At 64.9% G+C, this 17,312-nt stretch carries 17 protein-coding genes; 6 read left to right on the top strand and 11 right to left on the bottom strand.

From position 1 onward, the window contains the following. Positions 1 to 111 precede the first annotated feature (111 nt). Together groL and groES are read right to left on the bottom strand one after the other, a co-directional pair. Entirely contained in the window at positions 112 to 1,779 is a 1,668-nt protein-coding gene (gene groL, locus VIG32_11100; GenBank protein HEY8298553.1) for a chaperonin GroEL, read from the bottom strand. An 18-nt stretch (positions 1,780 to 1,797) separates the two neighbouring features. Beyond that, a complete protein-coding gene (groES, locus tag VIG32_11095; protein HEY8298552.1) occupies positions 1,798 to 2,094 on the bottom strand; it encodes a co-chaperone GroES in 297 nt (98 codons plus the stop codon). A gap of 185 nt (positions 2,095 to 2,279) precedes the next feature. On the opposite strand from groES, the gene VIG32_11090 reads away from it, so the two are divergent. Next, positions 2,280 to 3,167, top strand: coding sequence for a hypothetical protein (locus VIG32_11090; protein ID HEY8298551.1), 888 nt, complete (start codon positions 2,280 to 2,282; stop codon positions 3,165 to 3,167). Between the two features lie 9 nt (positions 3,168 to 3,176). Here the strand turns inward: VIG32_11090 and VIG32_11085 are convergent, their stop codons facing one another. Next, the gene (locus tag VIG32_11085) at positions 3,177 to 3,476 is read right to left on the bottom strand and encodes a hypothetical protein (GenBank protein ID HEY8298550.1); all 300 of its coding nucleotides are present in this window, start codon (positions 3,474 to 3,476) and stop codon (positions 3,177 to 3,179) included. A gap of 101 nt (positions 3,477 to 3,577) precedes the next feature. On the opposite strand from VIG32_11085, the gene VIG32_11080 reads away from it, so the two are divergent. The 3 genes from VIG32_11080 (at position 3,578) to VIG32_11070 (ending at position 6,506) form a co-directional block, all read left to right on the top strand. Then, the gene (locus VIG32_11080; protein ID HEY8298549.1) at positions 3,578 to 4,045 is read left to right on the top strand and encodes a hypothetical protein; all 468 of its coding nucleotides are present in this window, start codon (positions 3,578 to 3,580) and stop codon (positions 4,043 to 4,045) included. A gap of 4 nt (positions 4,046 to 4,049) precedes the next feature. Continuing rightward, positions 4,050 to 5,213, top strand: coding sequence for an alanine racemase (gene alr / locus VIG32_11075; protein ID HEY8298548.1), 1,164 nt, complete (start codon positions 4,050 to 4,052; stop codon positions 5,211 to 5,213). 141 nt (positions 5,214 to 5,354) lie between these two features. Further along, positions 5,355 to 6,506, top strand: coding sequence for a copper amine oxidase N-terminal domain-containing protein (locus VIG32_11070; GenBank protein ID HEY8298547.1), 1,152 nt, complete (start codon positions 5,355 to 5,357; stop codon positions 6,504 to 6,506). On the opposite strand, the gene VIG32_11065 is transcribed toward VIG32_11070, so the two are convergent. Both VIG32_11065 and VIG32_11060 read right to left on the bottom strand, forming a co-directional pair. Next, positions 6,503 to 7,222 (bottom strand): HisA/HisF-related TIM barrel protein, encoded by a 720-nt coding sequence (locus tag VIG32_11065; protein ID HEY8298546.1) that lies wholly within the window; start codon positions 7,220 to 7,222, stop codon positions 6,503 to 6,505. The genes VIG32_11070 and VIG32_11065 overlap by 4 nt on opposite strands. 11 nt (positions 7,223 to 7,233) lie before the next feature. Continuing rightward, positions 7,234 to 8,466 (bottom strand): citrate/2-methylcitrate synthase, encoded by a 1,233-nt coding sequence (locus VIG32_11060; GenBank protein ID HEY8298545.1) that lies wholly within the window; start codon positions 8,464 to 8,466, stop codon positions 7,234 to 7,236. Between the two features lie 29 nt (positions 8,467 to 8,495). Between VIG32_11060 and VIG32_11055 the strand changes: the two genes are divergently transcribed. Together VIG32_11055 and VIG32_11050 are read left to right on the top strand one after the other, a co-directional pair. Continuing rightward, entirely contained in the window at positions 8,496 to 8,915 is a 420-nt protein-coding gene (locus VIG32_11055) for a DUF5069 domain-containing protein (GenBank protein ID HEY8298544.1), read from the top strand. Positions 8,916 to 8,983: 68 nt separating this feature from the next. After that, a complete protein-coding gene (locus tag VIG32_11050; GenBank protein HEY8298543.1) occupies positions 8,984 to 10,489 on the top strand; it encodes a glycosyltransferase family 39 protein in 1,506 nt (501 codons plus the stop codon). A gap of 7 nt (positions 10,490 to 10,496) precedes the next feature. On the opposite strand, the gene VIG32_11045 is transcribed toward VIG32_11050, so the two are convergent. The 6 genes from VIG32_11045 to VIG32_11020 are packed head-to-tail and all read right to left on the bottom strand — an operon-like array spanning position 10,497 to position 17,310. After that, the gene (locus VIG32_11045) at positions 10,497 to 11,894 is read right to left on the bottom strand and encodes an amidohydrolase family protein (GenBank protein HEY8298542.1); all 1,398 of its coding nucleotides are present in this window, start codon (positions 11,892 to 11,894) and stop codon (positions 10,497 to 10,499) included. A 32-nt stretch (positions 11,895 to 11,926) separates the two neighbouring features. After that, positions 11,927 to 12,859 carry a D-alanine--D-alanine ligase gene (locus VIG32_11040; GenBank protein ID HEY8298541.1) on the bottom strand — a complete coding sequence of 311 codons (933 nt, stop codon included), beginning with the start codon at positions 12,857 to 12,859 and terminating at the stop codon, positions 11,927 to 11,929. Beyond that, positions 12,856 to 13,812: a UDP-N-acetylmuramate dehydrogenase gene (murB, locus tag VIG32_11035; protein ID HEY8298540.1), complete on the bottom strand. Its 957-nt coding sequence runs from the start codon at positions 13,810 to 13,812 to the stop codon at positions 12,856 to 12,858. The genes VIG32_11040 and murB overlap by 4 nt, the downstream gene beginning before the upstream one ends. Then, positions 13,809 to 15,170 carry a UDP-N-acetylmuramate--L-alanine ligase gene (gene murC, locus VIG32_11030; protein HEY8298539.1) on the bottom strand — a complete coding sequence of 454 codons (1,362 nt, stop codon included), beginning with the start codon at positions 15,168 to 15,170 and terminating at the stop codon, positions 13,809 to 13,811. The genes murB and murC overlap by 4 nt, the downstream gene beginning before the upstream one ends. Further along, positions 15,167 to 16,282: a UDP-N-acetylglucosamine--N-acetylmuramyl-(pentapeptide) pyrophosphoryl-undecaprenol N-acetylglucosamine transferase gene (locus VIG32_11025; protein HEY8298538.1), complete on the bottom strand. Its 1,116-nt coding sequence runs from the start codon at positions 16,280 to 16,282 to the stop codon at positions 15,167 to 15,169. The genes murC and VIG32_11025 overlap by 4 nt, the downstream gene beginning before the upstream one ends. After that, positions 16,279 to 17,310, bottom strand: coding sequence for a DUF2332 domain-containing protein (locus VIG32_11020; GenBank protein HEY8298537.1), 1,032 nt, complete (start codon positions 17,308 to 17,310; stop codon positions 16,279 to 16,281). The genes VIG32_11025 and VIG32_11020 overlap by 4 nt, the downstream gene beginning before the upstream one ends. Between the last annotated feature and the right edge of the window lie 2 nt (positions 17,311 to 17,312).

Here is a 17,312-nt window from a genome sequence, read left to right as displayed (position 1 = left end):
CCTTCGATCCGAACTATCGCTCGCGCCGAAGCTCGAAGGGCCCGGAATCGACCAATTGAAAAGACCACCGGTCGCCCGATGGTCTTTTTCGTTCGTTGCGCGCGAGCGCAATTACATCATGTCGTAGCCGCCCATGCCGCCGCCCATGCCGCCCGGCATTCCGCCGCCGTCTTTCTTGGGCTCCGGTTTGTCGGCGATGAGGGTTTCCGTGGTCAGGATCAGCGCGCCGATCGAGGCCGCGTTTTGGAGCGCCGAGCGCGTCACTTTGAACGGCTCCACGATTCCGGCCGCGAACATGTCGACGATCTCGCCGCTCATGGCGTCGAAGCCTTTGGGAGCTTTTTCGGTCTTGACGCGGTTCACTTCGACCGAGCCTTCGTATCCCGCGTTGTACGCGATCTGACGAAGCGGCTCTTCGAGCGCCTTGCGAATGATATCGATACCGATCTTTTCGTCGGCAACCGTCGACGCGTGGCCGTTGGTCGCAGGCGGAGCGTACTTCTCGATCGCTTTAACCGCATGCACGAGCGACGAGCCGCCGCCCGGGATCATGCCTTCTTGGACGGCCGCGCGCGTCGCGCTCAGCGCGTCTTCGATGCGATGTTTCTTCTCTTTGAGTTCGGTTTCGGTCGCGGCGCCGACTTGAATGACGGCTACGCCGCCCGAGAGCTTGGCAAGGCGTTCCTGCAGCTTCTCGCGATCGAAGTCGCTGTCGGTCTCTTCGACCTGGCGCTTGATCATCTCGATGCGGCCCTTGATCGCGCTTTGGTCGCCCTGACCGTCGACGATCGTGGTCTCTTCTTTGGTGATCTTGACCGTCTTCGCGCGGCCGAGCTGGTCTTGCGTGACCTTGTCGAGCTTGAGCCCGAGCTCTTCGGAGATGACGGTCGCGCCGGTGAGCGCGGCGATGTCCTTGAGCATCTCTTTGCGTCGGTCCCCGAAGCCCGGCGCCTTGACGGCGACGGTCGTGAACGTACCGCGGAGCTTGTTAACGACGAGCGTCGCGAGCGCTTCGCCTTCCACGTCCTCGGCGATGATCAGCAGCGGCTTCTGCATCTGCACGATCTTCTCGAGCACCGGGAGGATGTCGGCGATCGCCGAGATCTTACGCTCGGTGACGAGGATGAACGGATCGGCGAGAACCGCCTCCATGCGCTCCATGTCGGTGGCCATGTACGGCGAAATGTAGCCCTTGTCGAAGAGCATGCCGTCTTTGGTTTCGACTTCGGTCTTCATCGACTTCGACTCTTCGACCGTGATGACGCCGTCTTTACCGACCTTCTCCATCGCGTCGGCGATGAGCGAGCCGATTTCTTTGTCGTTGGCCGAGATCGATGCGACTTGCGCGATCTTCTCTTTGGTGTCGACGGTTTGCTTGAACGATTCCATCTCGGCAACCGCGATCTCCACGGCCTTCTCGATGCCGCGCTTGATCAGCAGCGGATTCGAACCGGCGGTCACGTTGCGCAGACCTTCGCGAATGATGGCTTGCGCCAGAACCGTCGCGGTGGTCGTGCCGTCGCCGGCGATATCGTTGGTCTTCGAGGCGACTTCTTTAACGAGTTGGGCGCCCATGTTTTCGAACGGGTCGGCCAGTTCGATCTCTTTGGCGATCGTTACGCCATCGTTCGTGATCGTGGGCGAACCGAACTTTTTGTCGAGAACGACGTTGCGGCCCTTCGGCCCGAGCGTCACTTTGACGGCGTCGGCGAGCATGTTCGCGCCGCGTTCGAGGGCGCGACGAGCGTTCTCGTCGAATACTAATTGTTTTGCAGCCATGTGTGTTTCTTTAACTCCTTATGCGCCGGCCGGAACGATGGCGAGAACGTCTTTTTCGGAAATGATGAGAACGTCTTTTCCGTCGACTTTAACTTCGCTGCCCGAATATTTCGAATAGATGACGCGATCGCCGACCTTCACGCTCATCGGAAGCGTGGTGCCGTTGTCAAGCGTGCGGCCGGTGCCAACCGCACGGATCATGCCCTCTTGCGGTTTCTCTTTGGCAGTATCGGGAAGAAAAACGCCGCCGGCGCTCTTCTCGGACTGCTCAACATGCTCGACGACCACGCGATCGCCCAAAGGCTTGAGATTCACGAAAACCTCCGAAAGAAATTGGTACGGCTCGATATCGCCCAATGGTCGCCGCCCTGAGCCTGTCGAAGGGCTGGCGAGGGGCTGGCAGTCTCCGTATTGGAGTGCCAGCTCAGGAATTTTAGCAGACTCAAGGTGAGAGTGCAAGCCACTTTTCTCGCCGACGCTTTTCTACTGGAAGGATGCCAATGAATCGACGAATGCTCCTCGCAGGCCTGGCGGCCGCCCCGCTCGCCCCGCTCCTAGCACGGGCCGACGAGTCGAGCGGCCTTGGAAAGACGATCCTGCGGCCGTTCGCCAGCGCCCCGTTCCCCCACGCCAGCCGGGCGGCAGGGCACACCTACCAGGGCAAACTCTACAGCGCCGCCGCTTCCTATAGTGACAGTACGGTCGGCATCTTCATTCCGAGCGGTTTTCGGCCGGGGCCGAGCACCGACTTTATCGTGCACTTCCACGGCTGGAACAACGACGTCGCGACGGTCCTCACGCGCTACCGGCTACGCGAACAGGTCGCATCGAGCCGGCGCAACGCGATTCTGCTGGTCCCGCAAGGCCCCCGGGATGCTCCCGACTCGGGCGACGGCAAGCTCGAACTCGACGCGGGCGGTTTCGCGCGCTTCGTGCACGAGGCAGCCGAGTTCTTGCGCGCGTCGGGGACCGTTCCGTCGGCGCAGGTGGGTCGAATCGTGATGACGGCGCACAGCGGCGGTTACGGCGGTCTCGGCGGAGCGCTCGCGCGCGGCGGCATGAATGACTCGATCGACGACGTGATCCTCTTCGATGCGGCCTACGGAAACTACGATGCGTTCGCACATTGGCAGAAAGCGGCGCCGAACCATCATTTCCTAAGCCTCTGCACCGACGATACGAGCACGGGCAACGTGGTATTGATGGCGATGATGCAGGGAGCGCGGCCCAATCTCGTCGTGCGGCTCGCGGACACGATGACCCTCGCGCAATTGCAGACGCGCGAGCCGACGTTTGCGTTGACCACGTCGGTCGCGCACGACGAACTCATGCAGAAGTTTAACTGGTATTCGTTATTCTTGCAGACCACCGCGCTCGCGGCGATCTAGCCGGATCGTTTACAGACCGGCGTGGGCCGTTGCGAATACGTGGACGACGAAGCCGACGCTCGCGACCAAGCCCACCGCGAATCCAATCGCGAAGACCCGCATCGTTCGAGCCGGTATCGCGAGACCGATCAACAGCGTGCCCGCTCCCAGCGCGATCTGAGCGACTCGCAGGAGCGCGACCGATGCCGACCCCGGCAGATGACTCCATACCGCGTACGATATGCCGAGCGCGAGTACGGCAGCCAGAGCGAAGGTCGTCGACCAAATGATGAGGTCGGCGGCAGTCAGCGATTCAACCCAACGGCGCATAGTTCCATCATGCTAGCCAACCAAGCTGGGGCGCACCTTAAGCGCGCCTAAAAAAGCGCGCGTCCAAGGCCTCACGCTTGCCTGGTCGAACCAGCCCGGCTATGGCATCCGTTGCAAACGTTCGTTGGGGGCGCATTTTAACGGCGGGAGCGCTCGCCGGAATCGCCGGCGGCATTCTTTTCGACCTTTTCATCTATGCGACGAGCGTCGCGCCACAGCACGGCAGCATGCTCGCCGTTTGGCAATTTATCGCTTCCACCGCCATCGGGAAAACGGCGTTCGCTTCGACCGGTTTCGCGTGGCTGGGACTCTTCATCCATCTCGTCGTCAGCATCGCGTGGGCGATCGGCTATGCCTACCTCGCGCAGACGCGTTCGGCGATCGACGCCCATCCCGCCGTCTCCGGCATCGCGTTCGGCCTCGTGGTCTACGTCGTGATGCAAATCGTCCTGCTCGGCGACAACAACTTTCACTTGCCGGGCGTTCGCGACTTCGCGCTCGCGCTGATCCGGCATTGCATCTTCTTCGGGTTACCCGTCGCTTACATCGTACGCGGGCGGTCCGCGTAATCGCGTGATCGGCGAAGTCCGCATCTCGCTGCCGGCGCTGCGCGAGAACGCCCGCAATCTGCGCGCGCTCGTCGCGCCGGCCAAGTGCGCGTTCGTCGTGAAAGGCAATGCCTACGGCCACGGGCTGGTCGCATCGGCGCTCGCGATCGAAGACGTTGCATCGCGCATCTGCGTCTACTCGCTCGACGAAGCCGTTGCCTTACGCGACGGCGGCGTCACCGCGCCGCTGCTCGTGCTCGGTCCCGTTCCGCCGGCCGATCTCGATGCGGCCCTCGGCGCGAAGACGGCGATCGCGTTATGGGATACGGGCGCGTACGCGGATGGCGTAGCGCAGGCCGCGCGCAAACGCAACGCGCCGTTTCCCGTTCACGTCAAAATCGATACGGGCGCGACGCGCCTGGGCCTGGATGCCACCGCCGCGCCCGGCGCGATCGACGCCTATCTGCGTAAGCCCGAACTTGCCATCGACGGCGTGTTTTCGCATTTGGCCTCGGCCGAGGAGCTGGATTCACCCTTCACGCAGCAGCAGCTCGATCGTTTCACGAAAGTGCGAGCGCAGGCCGCTCCGCTTTTGGAGGCGCGCGGCGCGCAGCCCGTTTGGCATATCGCCGCCTCCGCCGCCGCTATGCTCTGGCCGCAGACGCGACTGGATCTGGTGCGCGTGGGAATCGCGCTCTACGGCCTCTGGCCATCGACGCAGACGCACGCGGCAATGACGCCCGGCGGGCTGGTGCTCGAACCCGCACTCGCGTTTACCAGCACCCTCGTCGCCACGCGATGGGTCGAGCCGGGCACGTCGGTCGGCTACGGCGGAAGCTACCACGCTCCGCGCCGCATGCGCATCGGCGTGGTGCCGCTGGGGTATGCCGACGGCATCCCGCGCCTGCTCTCCAATCAGGGCGAATTTGCCGTCGCCGGAGTTCGCTGCCCGATCGTCGGCCGCGTCTGCATGAATATGACGATGCTCGACCTCAGCGGCGCGCCGGCCGCCGCGGCCGGAAGCCGCGTGACCCTCATCGGGCGCGACGGGGAGGCGACGATCGGAGCCGACGATTGGGCCCGCTGGGCGCAGACGATCAACTACGAGATCGTCACCCGCATCCCGGCCGAGATTCCGCGACGCTACGAAGAAACTTCCCGGTTCGCGGGTACGTTCTATGAAGCGTAAGGGAGAGCAATCATCGGGACGTGGCTAGCCGCAGGGGCCGCTCTTGCCGTTCTCGGGACCGGCACCGCTTCCGCGCGCCCCGTTCAAATCGTCCTCAACGACCACGCGCTTGGGGTCGCGGCGATCGTCGAACGCGGGCGCGTGCTCGTGCCGATGCGCGCGATCTTCGAGTCGCTCGGAGCCGTCGTCGCCTACGATCGAACCACTCGCAGCGTCACCGCCTCGACGCCGGCGCATCGCCTCTCGTTGCCGATCGGCTCGCGACGAGCGGTGGTCGATGGCCGCATACGTATGCTCGACGTGCCGGCACGCGTCGTCGCGCTCAAGACGTACGTGCCGCTGCGCTTCGTTTCGCAAGCGCTTGGGGCGATCGTCGGCTACGATCGGCAAAGCAACGTGGTCGCCATCGCGACGCATTCCGCGCAATCGAGCGCGACGCCACGCGTAGGGGGCCTGAGTCCGCCTGCCGGCGCGCGCGTCGGTACGGGCTACCCGTCGATCGGCGCGTCGCTAGTCTCGGGCATCGCGTCCCGCACCGGCGTGAACTTGCACGTAGACGGCAGCGACGTCACGAGTCAGGCGACGTTCGACGGCGAAACGATCGCCTACATTCCTCGCTCGAGTCTGACGCCCGGCGCGCACACGGTCGTTTTTTCGGGCGACGCCGGCGGCGTGCCGTTCAGCCAAACGTGGAGCTTCGAGACGACCGTCGACGGAGCCCAAACCGGAAACGAACCGTACGGCGTTCCGTATCAATTCTACAATAACGGCAGCAGCGATTATCGCATCGGCGACTCGATGCGTTTCACGCTGATCGCGCCGCCGGGCGGCAGCGCCTATCTCCAGCTTTGCGGGCTCGGTTTCGATTATCCGTTGTGGAACGCCGGCAGCGGAACGTATTATCAGGCGAACGTCCCCGTGCCGGTCGGCTACACCATTTCGTCCTGCGAAGTAACCGCCGTATATACCGCATGGAACGGCCGGCAAACGTTCGTACCGTATCCGATCTTCATCGGCATCTACACGCAGCCGCAGCAGCCCCGCCCGCAACAGCCCGGTCCCGCACCGTATGTCGTGGGATCGCCGCGCCACACGGAGCCGGTCGGCCGCCGCAGCGAGCCCATCTCGGTACCCGCACCGGCGGCCGTACGCGCTCGCGAAGCGCCGCAGCCCGCGGCGCCGCCGCGGCCGATTCCCGTTCATCCCATCGTCGTGCATCCAATCGTCGTACGCCCGATCGCGGAACCCGTCGAACACGTCCCGCATCCGCGCGCGACGCCCAGAGGGAATTAGCCGACCGCGGCTATCGCTTCGCTCAGATCGAGCGTGCCCTCGTAGAGCGCGCGTCCGACGATCGCCGCATCCACGCTCGCGGGTGCCGCCGCCTGCAGCTCTTTCAAATGCGCGATCGTTCGCGCACCGCCGCTCGCGGTAACTTTGATCGGCGCATCGCCCGCAACCGCGCGCAACGCCTCGATATCGAAACCATCGCCCGTTCCGTCGCGGCCGATCTCGGTGTGAATCACGCGCGCGACGCCCCAGGCGGCGACGCGTTTGACGAGCGCATCCCGATTGACCGGCGTACGTTCCTGCCAGCCGTGCGTCGCGATCATCGCGCCGCGCGCATCGATTCCCGCGATAACTTTTTCGCCGAGTTGCCCGATGATATGGCGCGCGATACGCTCGTCTTCGATCAGGAGCGTGCCGAGAATGACGTAGCTCGCTCCGGCGTCGAGACGCCCTTGCGCCTGCGCGAGCGTGCGGATCCCGCCGCCCGTCTGCACGGGCACGTCGACCGCACGACAGATCCGCGCGATCGCGTCGTGATTCTCGCCCGAGCCGAACGCGCCGTCGAGATCGATGACGTGCAACCGCCGCGCGCCCGCAGCTACGAAGGCTTTCGCTCGCGCGACCGGATCGCCGTCGTAGGCGGTCTCGCGCGACGGGTCCCCTTGCTGCATGCGCACGGTTTTTCCGCCGCGCAGGTCGATGGCGGGAATCACGATCATCCGTTGCTCTCCTAAACCGGCGAGGTTCCGTTTTCCGTGCGCTGTTCGATCGGTTCGAACGGATGCACGGGCGGCCCCGTATACTGCACTTGGGGACGGATCAGGCGATTGTCCGCGAGCTGCTCGAGCACGTGCGCGCTCCAGCCCGCGATTCGTCCGCATGCGAAGAGCGGCGTGAACTCGTCGCCGGGAAATCCCAGACTGTAAAAGAGCGGCGCCGAATAGAAGTCGACGTTTGCGTAGATGCGGCGGTCGGGCTTGGTTTCTTGGAGCACCTTGTTGGATGCGTCTTCGAGCGCGCGCGCGATCTGGTACCACTTGGGATCGCCGCTGGCGGCGAGAGCTTTGGATTCTTCCTCAAGATGCTGCGCGCGCGGATCGCGCACTTTGTACTCGCGATGCCCCATGCCCATGATTCGTTCGCCGCGGGCGAGCACTTCGCGCACGTAGATCTCGGCACGATCGGGGCGCCCGACTTCGAGCAGCACCCGGCCGACGGCACTAGCCGCGCCGCCGTGAGCCTCGCCCTCGAGCGTCGCGAGCGCCGACGTGATCGCGGCGTAAATATCCGCTTTCGTCGAGGCGGTCACGCGCGCCGAAAACGTCGATGCGTTAAAGCCGTGATCGGCTAGCAGAACGAGATAGGTGTCGAGCGCATCCTCCGCAACGTGCCCCGGCTCTTCGCCCTTGCACATGTATAAGAAGTTGGCCGCCTGCGAAAGGTCCGTGCGCGGTTCGACCGGGTCGAGCCCGCGACGAATGCGATCCCACGTCGCCACGATCGTCGGCATCTTCGCGATCAGTTCAATCGCCGTGTAAACGGTCGACTCGTGCGCGCCGTACGGGTTGACCGGCGAAAAAAGCGCGAGGCCCGAAACGATCGTGCGCAACACGTCCATCGGCCAGGCGTCCTTCGGCGCGCCTTGCATCGCCGCAATCAACGGCCCGGGCAGCATGCGCCGCGAACCGAGCTCTTTCTTGAGCGTATCCAATTCCGCCGGCGTCGGCAGGTGGCCGCGCAGCAGCAGATGGACGACTTCTTCGAACGTCGCCTTCGGCGCGAGATCGTGAATGTCGTAGCCGCGATAGGTCAGTCGACCTTCTTTGCCCTCGACATTGCTAAGTAACGTGCTCCCGACGACGACGCCTTCGAGCCCGCGATCGACTGTGATACCGGTGGTAGAAATGGTTGAGGTCCTCCGTAGCCCTTGAGAGTTTGAGCCAATCCGCCCGTTTCCATGCAAACGGACCGGCGGCGTTGAACTACCGCCTCATGGAACCGCTAGATTTAACCAAACAGCCCCCTCGGAGCCCCCACGAGCAGATCAACGGCCTCGTGATGATGGCGCGGACCGTCGACAAACTGCGAGCGGCGCTTCCCGGCGGCAATGCCGGCGACTATCGGATGGAAGGCTTCAGTACTCGGCTTCTGGAGCATCTCGACATCCAGGAAGACGATCTGCGCGCCGTGGTAGCGCTCGCGCAGAGCGATGACGACGTAGCCGCGTGGCTGCGCAAGCACACGGACCCCGCACGTTACGAGGCCATCAATCGCTTGCTTGTCAATCGCACGCTCGCCGACCTCAAGGATCGGGCGGATTTCGAAACGCGCTATCCGAGCGCCGTCGGCCTCCCCGCGCAAACGCCGCTCTTCGACGTTCTCGAGCGCGACGACGCGCTCTTAACGCGCTAAGCGCTTTTGGCAGGTCATCCTGAGCTTGTCCATGTCATCCTGAGCTCGTCGAAGGACGGACGACGTACGTGAGCGCGCGTTCGATCCCCTTGATTGCGGGCGTTGCGGCATTTCTCGTGCATCTCGTTGCGAATCCGCATTACGGCTTCTTCCGCGACGAACTGTACTTTATCATCTGCGGCCTTCACCCGCAGCTCGGCTACGTCGATCAGCCGCCCGTCGTTCCGCTGCTCGCGGCGATGACGCAACTCTTCGGGCATTCGCTGATTCTGCTGCGCGCCGTTCCCGCGCTCTTCGCGGGAGCGTGCGTCTATGTAACGTGCCTGCTCGTTGCCGAATTTGGAGCCGCGTCGTTCGCGCAAATCCTCGCGGCTCTCGTCGTGTTCTTCACCGGCGTGCTCATGAGCTTTGGTACGAAGCTTTCCCCCGATACCGTTGGCCTGGTAACGTGGCCGCTGCTGGCGCTCATCGTCGTACGTCTTTCGAACGGCGCCGATCCGCGGCTGTGGCTGGCTGCGGGGCTGGTCGCCGGCATTTCGATCGAAAGCAAGTACAGCGTGGTGTTTTTCATCGCGGCGCTGGCGCTCGGGCTGCTGCTCACGCCGCAGCGGCGATTGCTCTTTTCGCGCTGGGCCGCCGGCGGCGCGCTACTGGCGGCGCTGATCGCGCTGCCGAATTTTCTGTGGCAATGGTCCTACGGGTTTCCGATGCTGGCGCTGCTCGAGGCCGGGCAGAACGGAAAGAACGTCAACGTTAGTCCGCTGCTCTATCTGGCGCAGGAAGCGATCATCACGGGCGTCGTTCTGGCCGTCGTTTGGATCGCCGGGCTCGTTTGGCTGCTTCGCACGGCGAACTTCAGATTTCTCGGCTACGCGTATCTGCTGTTGATCGCCGAGATGATGATCTTTCACGGAAAGCATTACTATCCGGCCGACGTCTATCCGATCCTGATTGCGGCCGGTGCCGTGGTTTGCGAGCGCTGGACGCGCGCGAGCCGGATCGCACGCTATGCGGCGGTCGCCGTGGTGCTGATCGTCGGGATCGCGCTCGCACCGATGGCGCTTCCCGTGCTTCCCGAGGCGACATTCGTGCGCTATTCCGCCTCGCTGAGCGGCGCGCTGCACATTTCGCAGACGGCGACGCAGACCGAACGCGGTCGTGACGAAGGCGCGTTGCCGGGCGACTGGGCCGACATGCACGGCTGGCCGGAGCTGGCGCAAACCGTGAAACGCGTCTACGAGGCGCTGCCGCCGAGCGATCGCGCTCAAGCCGTGGTGCTCGGCGACAATTACGGCGGGGCTTCAGCGGTCGAGTTCTTCGCGCCGGGTATTCCAGTCATCAGCGTGCACAATCAGTACTGGCTCTGGGGCACGCGCCGATACAGCGGAAACGTCCTCGTGCAGATGGGTGGTACGTGCTTCGCTTCGGATCATCTTTACACCAGCCGGACGGTCGTCACGACGTTTCATTCCCGCTGGGCGATTACGAGCGAACAACATCTGCCGATCGCCGTCTGTCGCGGTATTCGCAAGCCGCTTGCCGACGTTTGGAAAACGTCGAGAGCCTATATCTAGAAGAAACCTACGTTGCCAGTGCGTCGATCGCGATGTGTTTGCCGTTCAGCATGACGAAAGAGGGGTGCTCGACGGCGGTGATGGTTTCGCTGGGGTTTCCGGGGACGGCGATGATGTCGGCGAGTTTGCCGGGGGCGAGAACGCCGCGATCGCGCGTGCCGAGCAGGTCGGCGGCGCTCGATGTTGCCGAACGCAACACGTCGATGGCGCTCATTCCGTGATGCACCATGAGCGCGAAGTCGCGGTTGTTTTCTTTATGCGGGAACACTCCGGCGTCGGTGCCGTAGCTCATCTTTACTGAAGTGCCGACCGCGCGCTGCATGCCTTCGTCGCGCAATTGCTTGGCGAGTTCGGCCTTCGCGATCGACTGCGCGGAGATCTTGTTCGGATTGCCCGGTTGAAGTATCGAATCGAGCGCCCAGATCGTGGGCGTGAGATACGTGCCGCGCTGCTGCATCTCTTTGAGCGTGGCTTCGCCCACGCCGGTCGCGTGCTCGATCGAGTGCACGCCGCCCTTGACGGCGATCGCGATGCCCTTGTCGCCGTGCGCGTGCGCGGCCACTTTGCGTTCGAACTTGGTCGCTTCGTCGACGACCGCTTGAACTTCGTCGAGATTAAACTGCGGAATATCCCACACGTCGCCGTACGAGAGCACGCCGCCGGTTGCAAGGATCTTAATGAGATCGACGTGGCGTTTGACGTGTTCGCGCACTCGCTCGCGAAAGCCGTAGGGGCCGTACGATACGCCCGATTCGATCGGCTGATCGACGTGCACGAACTCCGGCAGATCGTTCGTGTCGCCGTGCCCGCCGGTGATCGAGAGCGACGGGCCGGCCGCCAGAATGCGCGGTCCGACGATCGCCCCGTTAGCGATCGCGTTGCGCAGCGCCAAATCGATGCCGGCTCCGCCGCCGACGTCGCGAATCGTGGTAAATCCGTTGCGCAGCATCACTTGCGCGTTGCGGATGCTGTAGAGCGAGGCTTCCGCGACGTTATCCGCAGCCGTGTGCGGCGGGAGCAGCGCGAGTAAGTACGTGTCCGGAACGACGCGCGCGGCTACGTGCGTGTGACAGTCGATGAGTCCCGGCATGATCGTCGCCGCGCCCAGGTCGATCGTCTTTGCATCGGAGCCCGCGTCGCCGGCGGTCATCGAAACGATGCGGTCGCCTTTGAGCACGAGCACGCCCGGCGTGTGCAGCGTATGCCCGTCGAAAAGATGCGCGGCCTTCAACACGATGGTCTGACCTTGCGCGGCTCGGGCGCGCCACGGTAGGAAGATCGCCGCGCTCGCCGCCGCCGCGCCGATCAAAAACGCGCGTCGGCCGAAGTACGCCTCCGCTTGTGCGAAAATTCTGTCCGAGTACGGAACGTGCGGACAGCGGCATGAGAGCGGATCGTGCGTCATGTAAGGCTTCCTTTAGATGACAGCGTGGGGTTTTAGATGGCGGGATTGCGGGCGTGGGCGTAGGTGACGAGGCGGGCGATGAGGGCTTCGTAGCTGAGGCCGATGGCGTTGCAGGCATCGGGCAGCAGGCTTGTGGGAGTGAGTCCCGGCAGGGTGTTGACCTCGAGGATGTAGGGGCGGCCCTCGTTGCTGACGATGAAATCCGTGCGCGAGTAGTCGCGTAGACCGATCAGCCGATGCATCGAAAGCGCGAGCATCTGCATGCGGGCCGCGAGATCGTCGTCGATACGCGCGGGCACGATGTGCGTGCTGCCGCCGGCGCCGTATTTTGCCTCGTAGGTGTAAAACTCGTCCTTGTTCGAGACGATCTCGACGATCGGCAGCGCCTCCTCGCCGAGAACGCCGCACGTGAACTCGCGGCCCGCAACGAACTCCTCGGCCATGACCTCGTCGTAGCGCGCCGCCGCGTCGATCATGGCTTGCGTCCACTGTTCGTGCGAGCGCACGATCGTCACGCCGGCGCTGCTGCCTTCGTAACGCGGTTTAACGACCAGCGGCAGATCGAGCGATCCCGGCAACAGCGGCAGCGTGCCGCCCGAGAGGTCGAAGAGATCCCACGGCGCCGTCGGCAGCCCTTCGGCCGCGAGCAGTTTCTTGGTGAGATGCTTGTCCATGGCGAGCGCCGCCGCTTCGAGACCGCTGCCCGTGTATGGGATCTGCAAGAAATCCAGCACGCCTTGAATCTGCCCGTCTTCACCGCCGGGACCGTGCAGCGCGTTGAAGACCACGTCGGGTTCCAGCCGCCGGATCGCTTCAATAAACCCGGCGTCGTAGTCGAGCGATTTTGCTTCGTAGCCGAGCGACTGCAGCGCGCGCAGAACGCCCGATCCGGTCTGAATCGAGATCTCGCGTTCGGCGCTGGCCCCGCCCATCACGACGGCGACCTTGGGTTTCTTACTCGTCACGTAGCTCGCTCACAGACGTCATCGGAATCGGTAAATTCACCGACGAGATGCACTTCGAGTTGCAATTCGACGCCAAAGCGCTCGAAAACGCCGTGCCGTACGCGCGCCAACAGCGTCGCAACGTCGCGCGCGCTCGCTCGATCGACGTTGTTAATGAAGTTGGCGTGCAGGGGTGAGACTTCCGCGCCGCCTTCACGCCATCCCTTAGCGCCGAGCGCCTCGATCAGCCGGGCGGCCTTGTCGCCTTCGGGATTGCGGAAGCACGAGCCGGCGTTGGGGAGCGCCAGCGGCTGAGTGTTTTTGCGGCGCACCAGGCGTGCCTGCATCTCCTCGCGCACGCGCTTGGCGTCGCCCTTCTCGAAGACCAGCGTCACTCGCGCCACGATCGCGTCGCTGGAGAGCGAGGTGTGCCGGTAATAATACTGCACCGTCACCGGATGCGGATCGGGTTTACCCGGCGACTGCACCCACACTTCGCGCACGAAGTCACCCATCTCGCGATCGGTTCCGGCGTTCATGCGCAGCGAGCCGCCCACGCTTCCCGGTATTCCCGCGAGCGAAGCCACGCCGACGGCGCCGACCGCGGCGGCCTTGGCCGTGAGCAGCGGCATATTGCCGGACGCCCCCGCGTGCACGACGACGGTCGCGTCGTCGTGCGTGACGACGATGTTTGCGAAATCCCCCGCCAGCCGCAGCACGAGCCCGCGGATGCCGCCGTCGCCGACGAGCAGATTGCTGCCGCTGCCAAGCGCGAGCCACGCCACGCGGCGTTTCGCGCAGAATCGCATCAGCGCCGCGAGCTGCTCCTCGTTCTCGACGACGATCCACGCGTCCGCCGGGCCTCCGATTTTCCAATACGTGAAGGGCGCGAGCGGTTCGTCGAACGCCACGCCGGCGCCGCAGATCGCGCGCAGCGTTTCGCGATCCGCCGCGTGAAGAACGCTCGCCGTCACTCCGCGAACTCGCGCGCCAAACGCGCCGCGACGGTGGTAATATTCCCGGCGCCGAGCATCAAGACGAGCGCGCCGTCGGGCGCATCGCGCAGCAGGAGTTCGGGCAGGTCGGCAACGTCGGATGCGTAGCACACGTGCGTTCCACCGGCCTGCAGCGGTTCGCCGATCGAGCGTTCGCTCACGCCGTCCACGGGCTGCTCCGAAGCGGCGTAGATCGGCGTCAGATAGACGGAATCCGCACCGCGTAGCGCGTCGGCAAACTGCGCCGCCAAATACGCGGTGCGCGAGTAGCGGTGCGGCTGAAACGCGACCACGATGGGCCCGCGATGGTATTGACGGGCCGCAGCGATCGTCGCACGCACGGCGGTCGGATGGTGCGCGTAGTCGTCGACGACGATCATGCGCGCGTTGCGCGCGAGGATCTCGAAACGCCGGCGCACGCCGTTGAACGCGCGCAGCCCGCGCGCGATCTGCACGAAGGGGATTTCGAGCGCGCGCCCGACCGCGATCGCTGCGAGGGCGTTGGCGATATTGATCGCCCCCGGAACGTTCAGCTCGACGGTTCCCAAGCACATATCCCCTGCCAGGACGTCGAAAACCGAACCGAGATTCGCGAACGTGAGCGTTGCCGGCCGCACGTCCGCGTCACCCGCAAATCCAAAGGTGACCGTCTTGGCACCGCGCGCTCGGCCGAGCAGCGAGGCGCTCTGCGGATTATCGATACCGACGATCGCCGTCCCGTCTTCGGGAAGTTTGCCGAGAAAACGCTCGAAATCGTCGACCAGCTTCGGCAATTCTTCGTCGCTTGCCAGATGATCGTTTTCGATATTGGTGACGACGGCGACGCTCGGTTCGAGGAGCGCGAACGATCCGTCCGATTCGTCGGCCTCGGTTAAAAACCACGGGCCCGAGCCGTTGTGCGCGTTGGTGCCGGTGTCGATCGCGATCCCGCCGAGCACCAGACTCGCATCGACGCCGCCCAGCCGCAAGACCGAAGCCGTCATCGCGGTCGTGGTCGTCTTACCGTGGGTACCGCAGATCGCGATTCCGCGCCCCGCTCGCACGAGCTGCGCGAGCATCTCCCCGCGCCGGAAGATCGGAATCTCGCGCGCTCGCGCCTCGCGATACTCCGGATTCGCAACGTCGATCGCCGAACTCACGACGAGCGCGCGCGCTTGCGCGATATTAGCCGCGTCGTGCCCTACGAACACGTGCGCCCCTTCGGCGCGCAGCGTATCGAGCATCGGCGACTCCTTCACGTCGGAGCCCGAGATCGTCTCACCGCGCGCGAGCAGGATTCGAGCGATCGCGCTCATACCTATCCCGCCGATTCCCACAAAATGCAAACGCTGCGTCACGCACGTTCCCTTCGCGCAAGCAGCGCCTCTATCCGCGTGAGAATCGTAGCGACCGGATCGCCGGGAGCCAGCGCGCGCGCGGCCGTACGCATCGCCGGCAAGCGCGACGATTCGAGCAGCTTGGAGAACGTCCACCAGAGCGCGTCGGCTCCCAACTCCCGATCCGGAAGAATCGCCGCGGCGCCGGCTCGCTCGAAGGCCGTTGCGTTGGCGAGTTGATGCTCCTCGGCGGCGAACGGATATGGAACCAGAATCGACGGCAAGCCGAGAGCGGCGAGTTCGCCGAGCGTCGACGCGCCCGAACGCGCCAACACGAGATCGCTCACCGCGTAGGCGTCGGCCAGATCGGGCAGATAGGGCACGAGCACCGCGTGGTTGTCGCCGAACAGTTCGCGCTCTTCGGCCTGCATGTATGCGTAGTCGCGCTCGCCGCTGACGTGCAGCACTTGCCAATCGCGCGGCAACGCTCGCCGCGTGACGAGCGCCGCAACCGCCTCGTTGATCGAACGCGCGCCGAGACTGCCGCCGATCGCCAGCAGCGTGCGGCGATTGGGATCCAGCCCCAGCCGCCGCGCGGCCTCGATGCGATTGTTGTGCCGCCGCAGGCTCGCGCGTACCGGAATACCCGTGCGAACGTAGTTGGCGGCAAACGCGCCGTCGCCGGCGGGAAAGGCACCCCAAATTTCGTCGACGAGCGGCGCCAAGAGACGATTGGTCAAGCCCGGGCGCGCGTTTGGCTCGAGCAACGCGATCGGCGCGGAACTCAAGCGCAGCAGCCGCAGGATGCGCGCGGCGACGACGACCGGGAAACAGACATACCCGCCGGTGGCGATAACGATGTCGGGCCTCGCCGCGCGCAGCGTGCGCAACGCTTGGGCGATGCCGAGCGCGTTCGCGCCCACCGTCAGCAGCGTCGTCGGCGAAAGCTTTCGCGCGAGCGGACGGCTCGTAACGTACGCGAGTGGATAGCCCGCCTGCGGCACGATCGAGGCTTCCAAGCGATCGGCCGTACCGACGAATCGTACGTTCGCGCGCGCGCGCAGCGCGTCGGCGATTGCGATCGCGGGATAGAGATGACCGCCCGTGCCGCCGCCGGCAAAGAGCACGTTCATGCGGCCTCGCTCCAGCGAATATCCTGCGCGTGTCCGTCGGAGCGCGCGACGAGCCGTTCCCAACTCTCCGGCCAGAGCCTCACGCGCGTTTCGTACGCACCCTCTCCAGGCTCCATGGCAATCCAGGCGACCGGCGAATCGTCCGCGGCGCGCGCTCCCACCCGCGCTATGGCCGCGCGCAACGCGTCGCGCATCGCGCGCGGCAAGTGTTCGGTAACGACCGAGTGCATGACGACGGTCAGCGAGCCGGCCGAGGGTCGTACGCGCTCGATCCATTCAACGCCGTCGGCGCGATCGATCGCAACGGCGACGCGTTCGGCGACGAGCAGCGCCGCCCGCAAACGATCGAACCGCTCGACCTGATCGGCCCACACGAAGGACAGCAGTTCTTGCCGGTGTGCCGGATCGCACGGATCCAGTGGATTGAGATCGCAGCCGCGACGCTCCGCAATCTCGACGTGCGCCTCGAGATTCGCCGGGCGGCCGCTCGCGATGCGGTTGCGAAGCTGCAGCGGCGAAGCCGCATCGCCCCACGCCCAGCCCGCGCCGGCGTACCCGTACGAATCCCAACGCAGATTCAGACCCGCACTCGACCCGACCTCGAAGATTCGCATCGGCAACGGCCGGCGCGCGACGGCGGCCAGCGACGCGGCCATCAGCGGCATCGAGCGCGCCACTTCGTTGGTCTGCGGCACGCGCTCGAGCAAGCGCGCGACGCGCGCCGGCTGCGCAGCGAACAGCTCCGAAGCCGCGCGCCAGGCCGCCGCCGGATCGCCGTCGCCCCCGGCCGACGGAAAATGCGCCGCCAGCGCAGGCGCGGTGCCGTCGAGCGCGCAGGCGTGCAGCGCGCCCATCAAACGCAGGCCGATCCTCGAACGCTCGGCGTTGGCGTTCAACAGATCGCGCAGCGGTCCGGGACGGCCCGAAGCATCGGCAGCCTGCGCGAGCAAGGCCGCATACAATGGCGAGCCCATCGCACCGCAGGCTTGCGCCTGGCGCGCGATCCGCTGCGCGATCGTCGGTTCCATCC

It is taken from the genome of Candidatus Baltobacteraceae bacterium (assembly GCA_036559195.1).
Lineage (GTDB): Bacteria > Vulcanimicrobiota > Vulcanimicrobiia > Vulcanimicrobiales > Vulcanimicrobiaceae > JALYTZ01.
The sequence above is the reverse complement of the archived record's forward strand: the minus strand, read 5'-3'. Positions and strand labels throughout refer to the sequence as shown.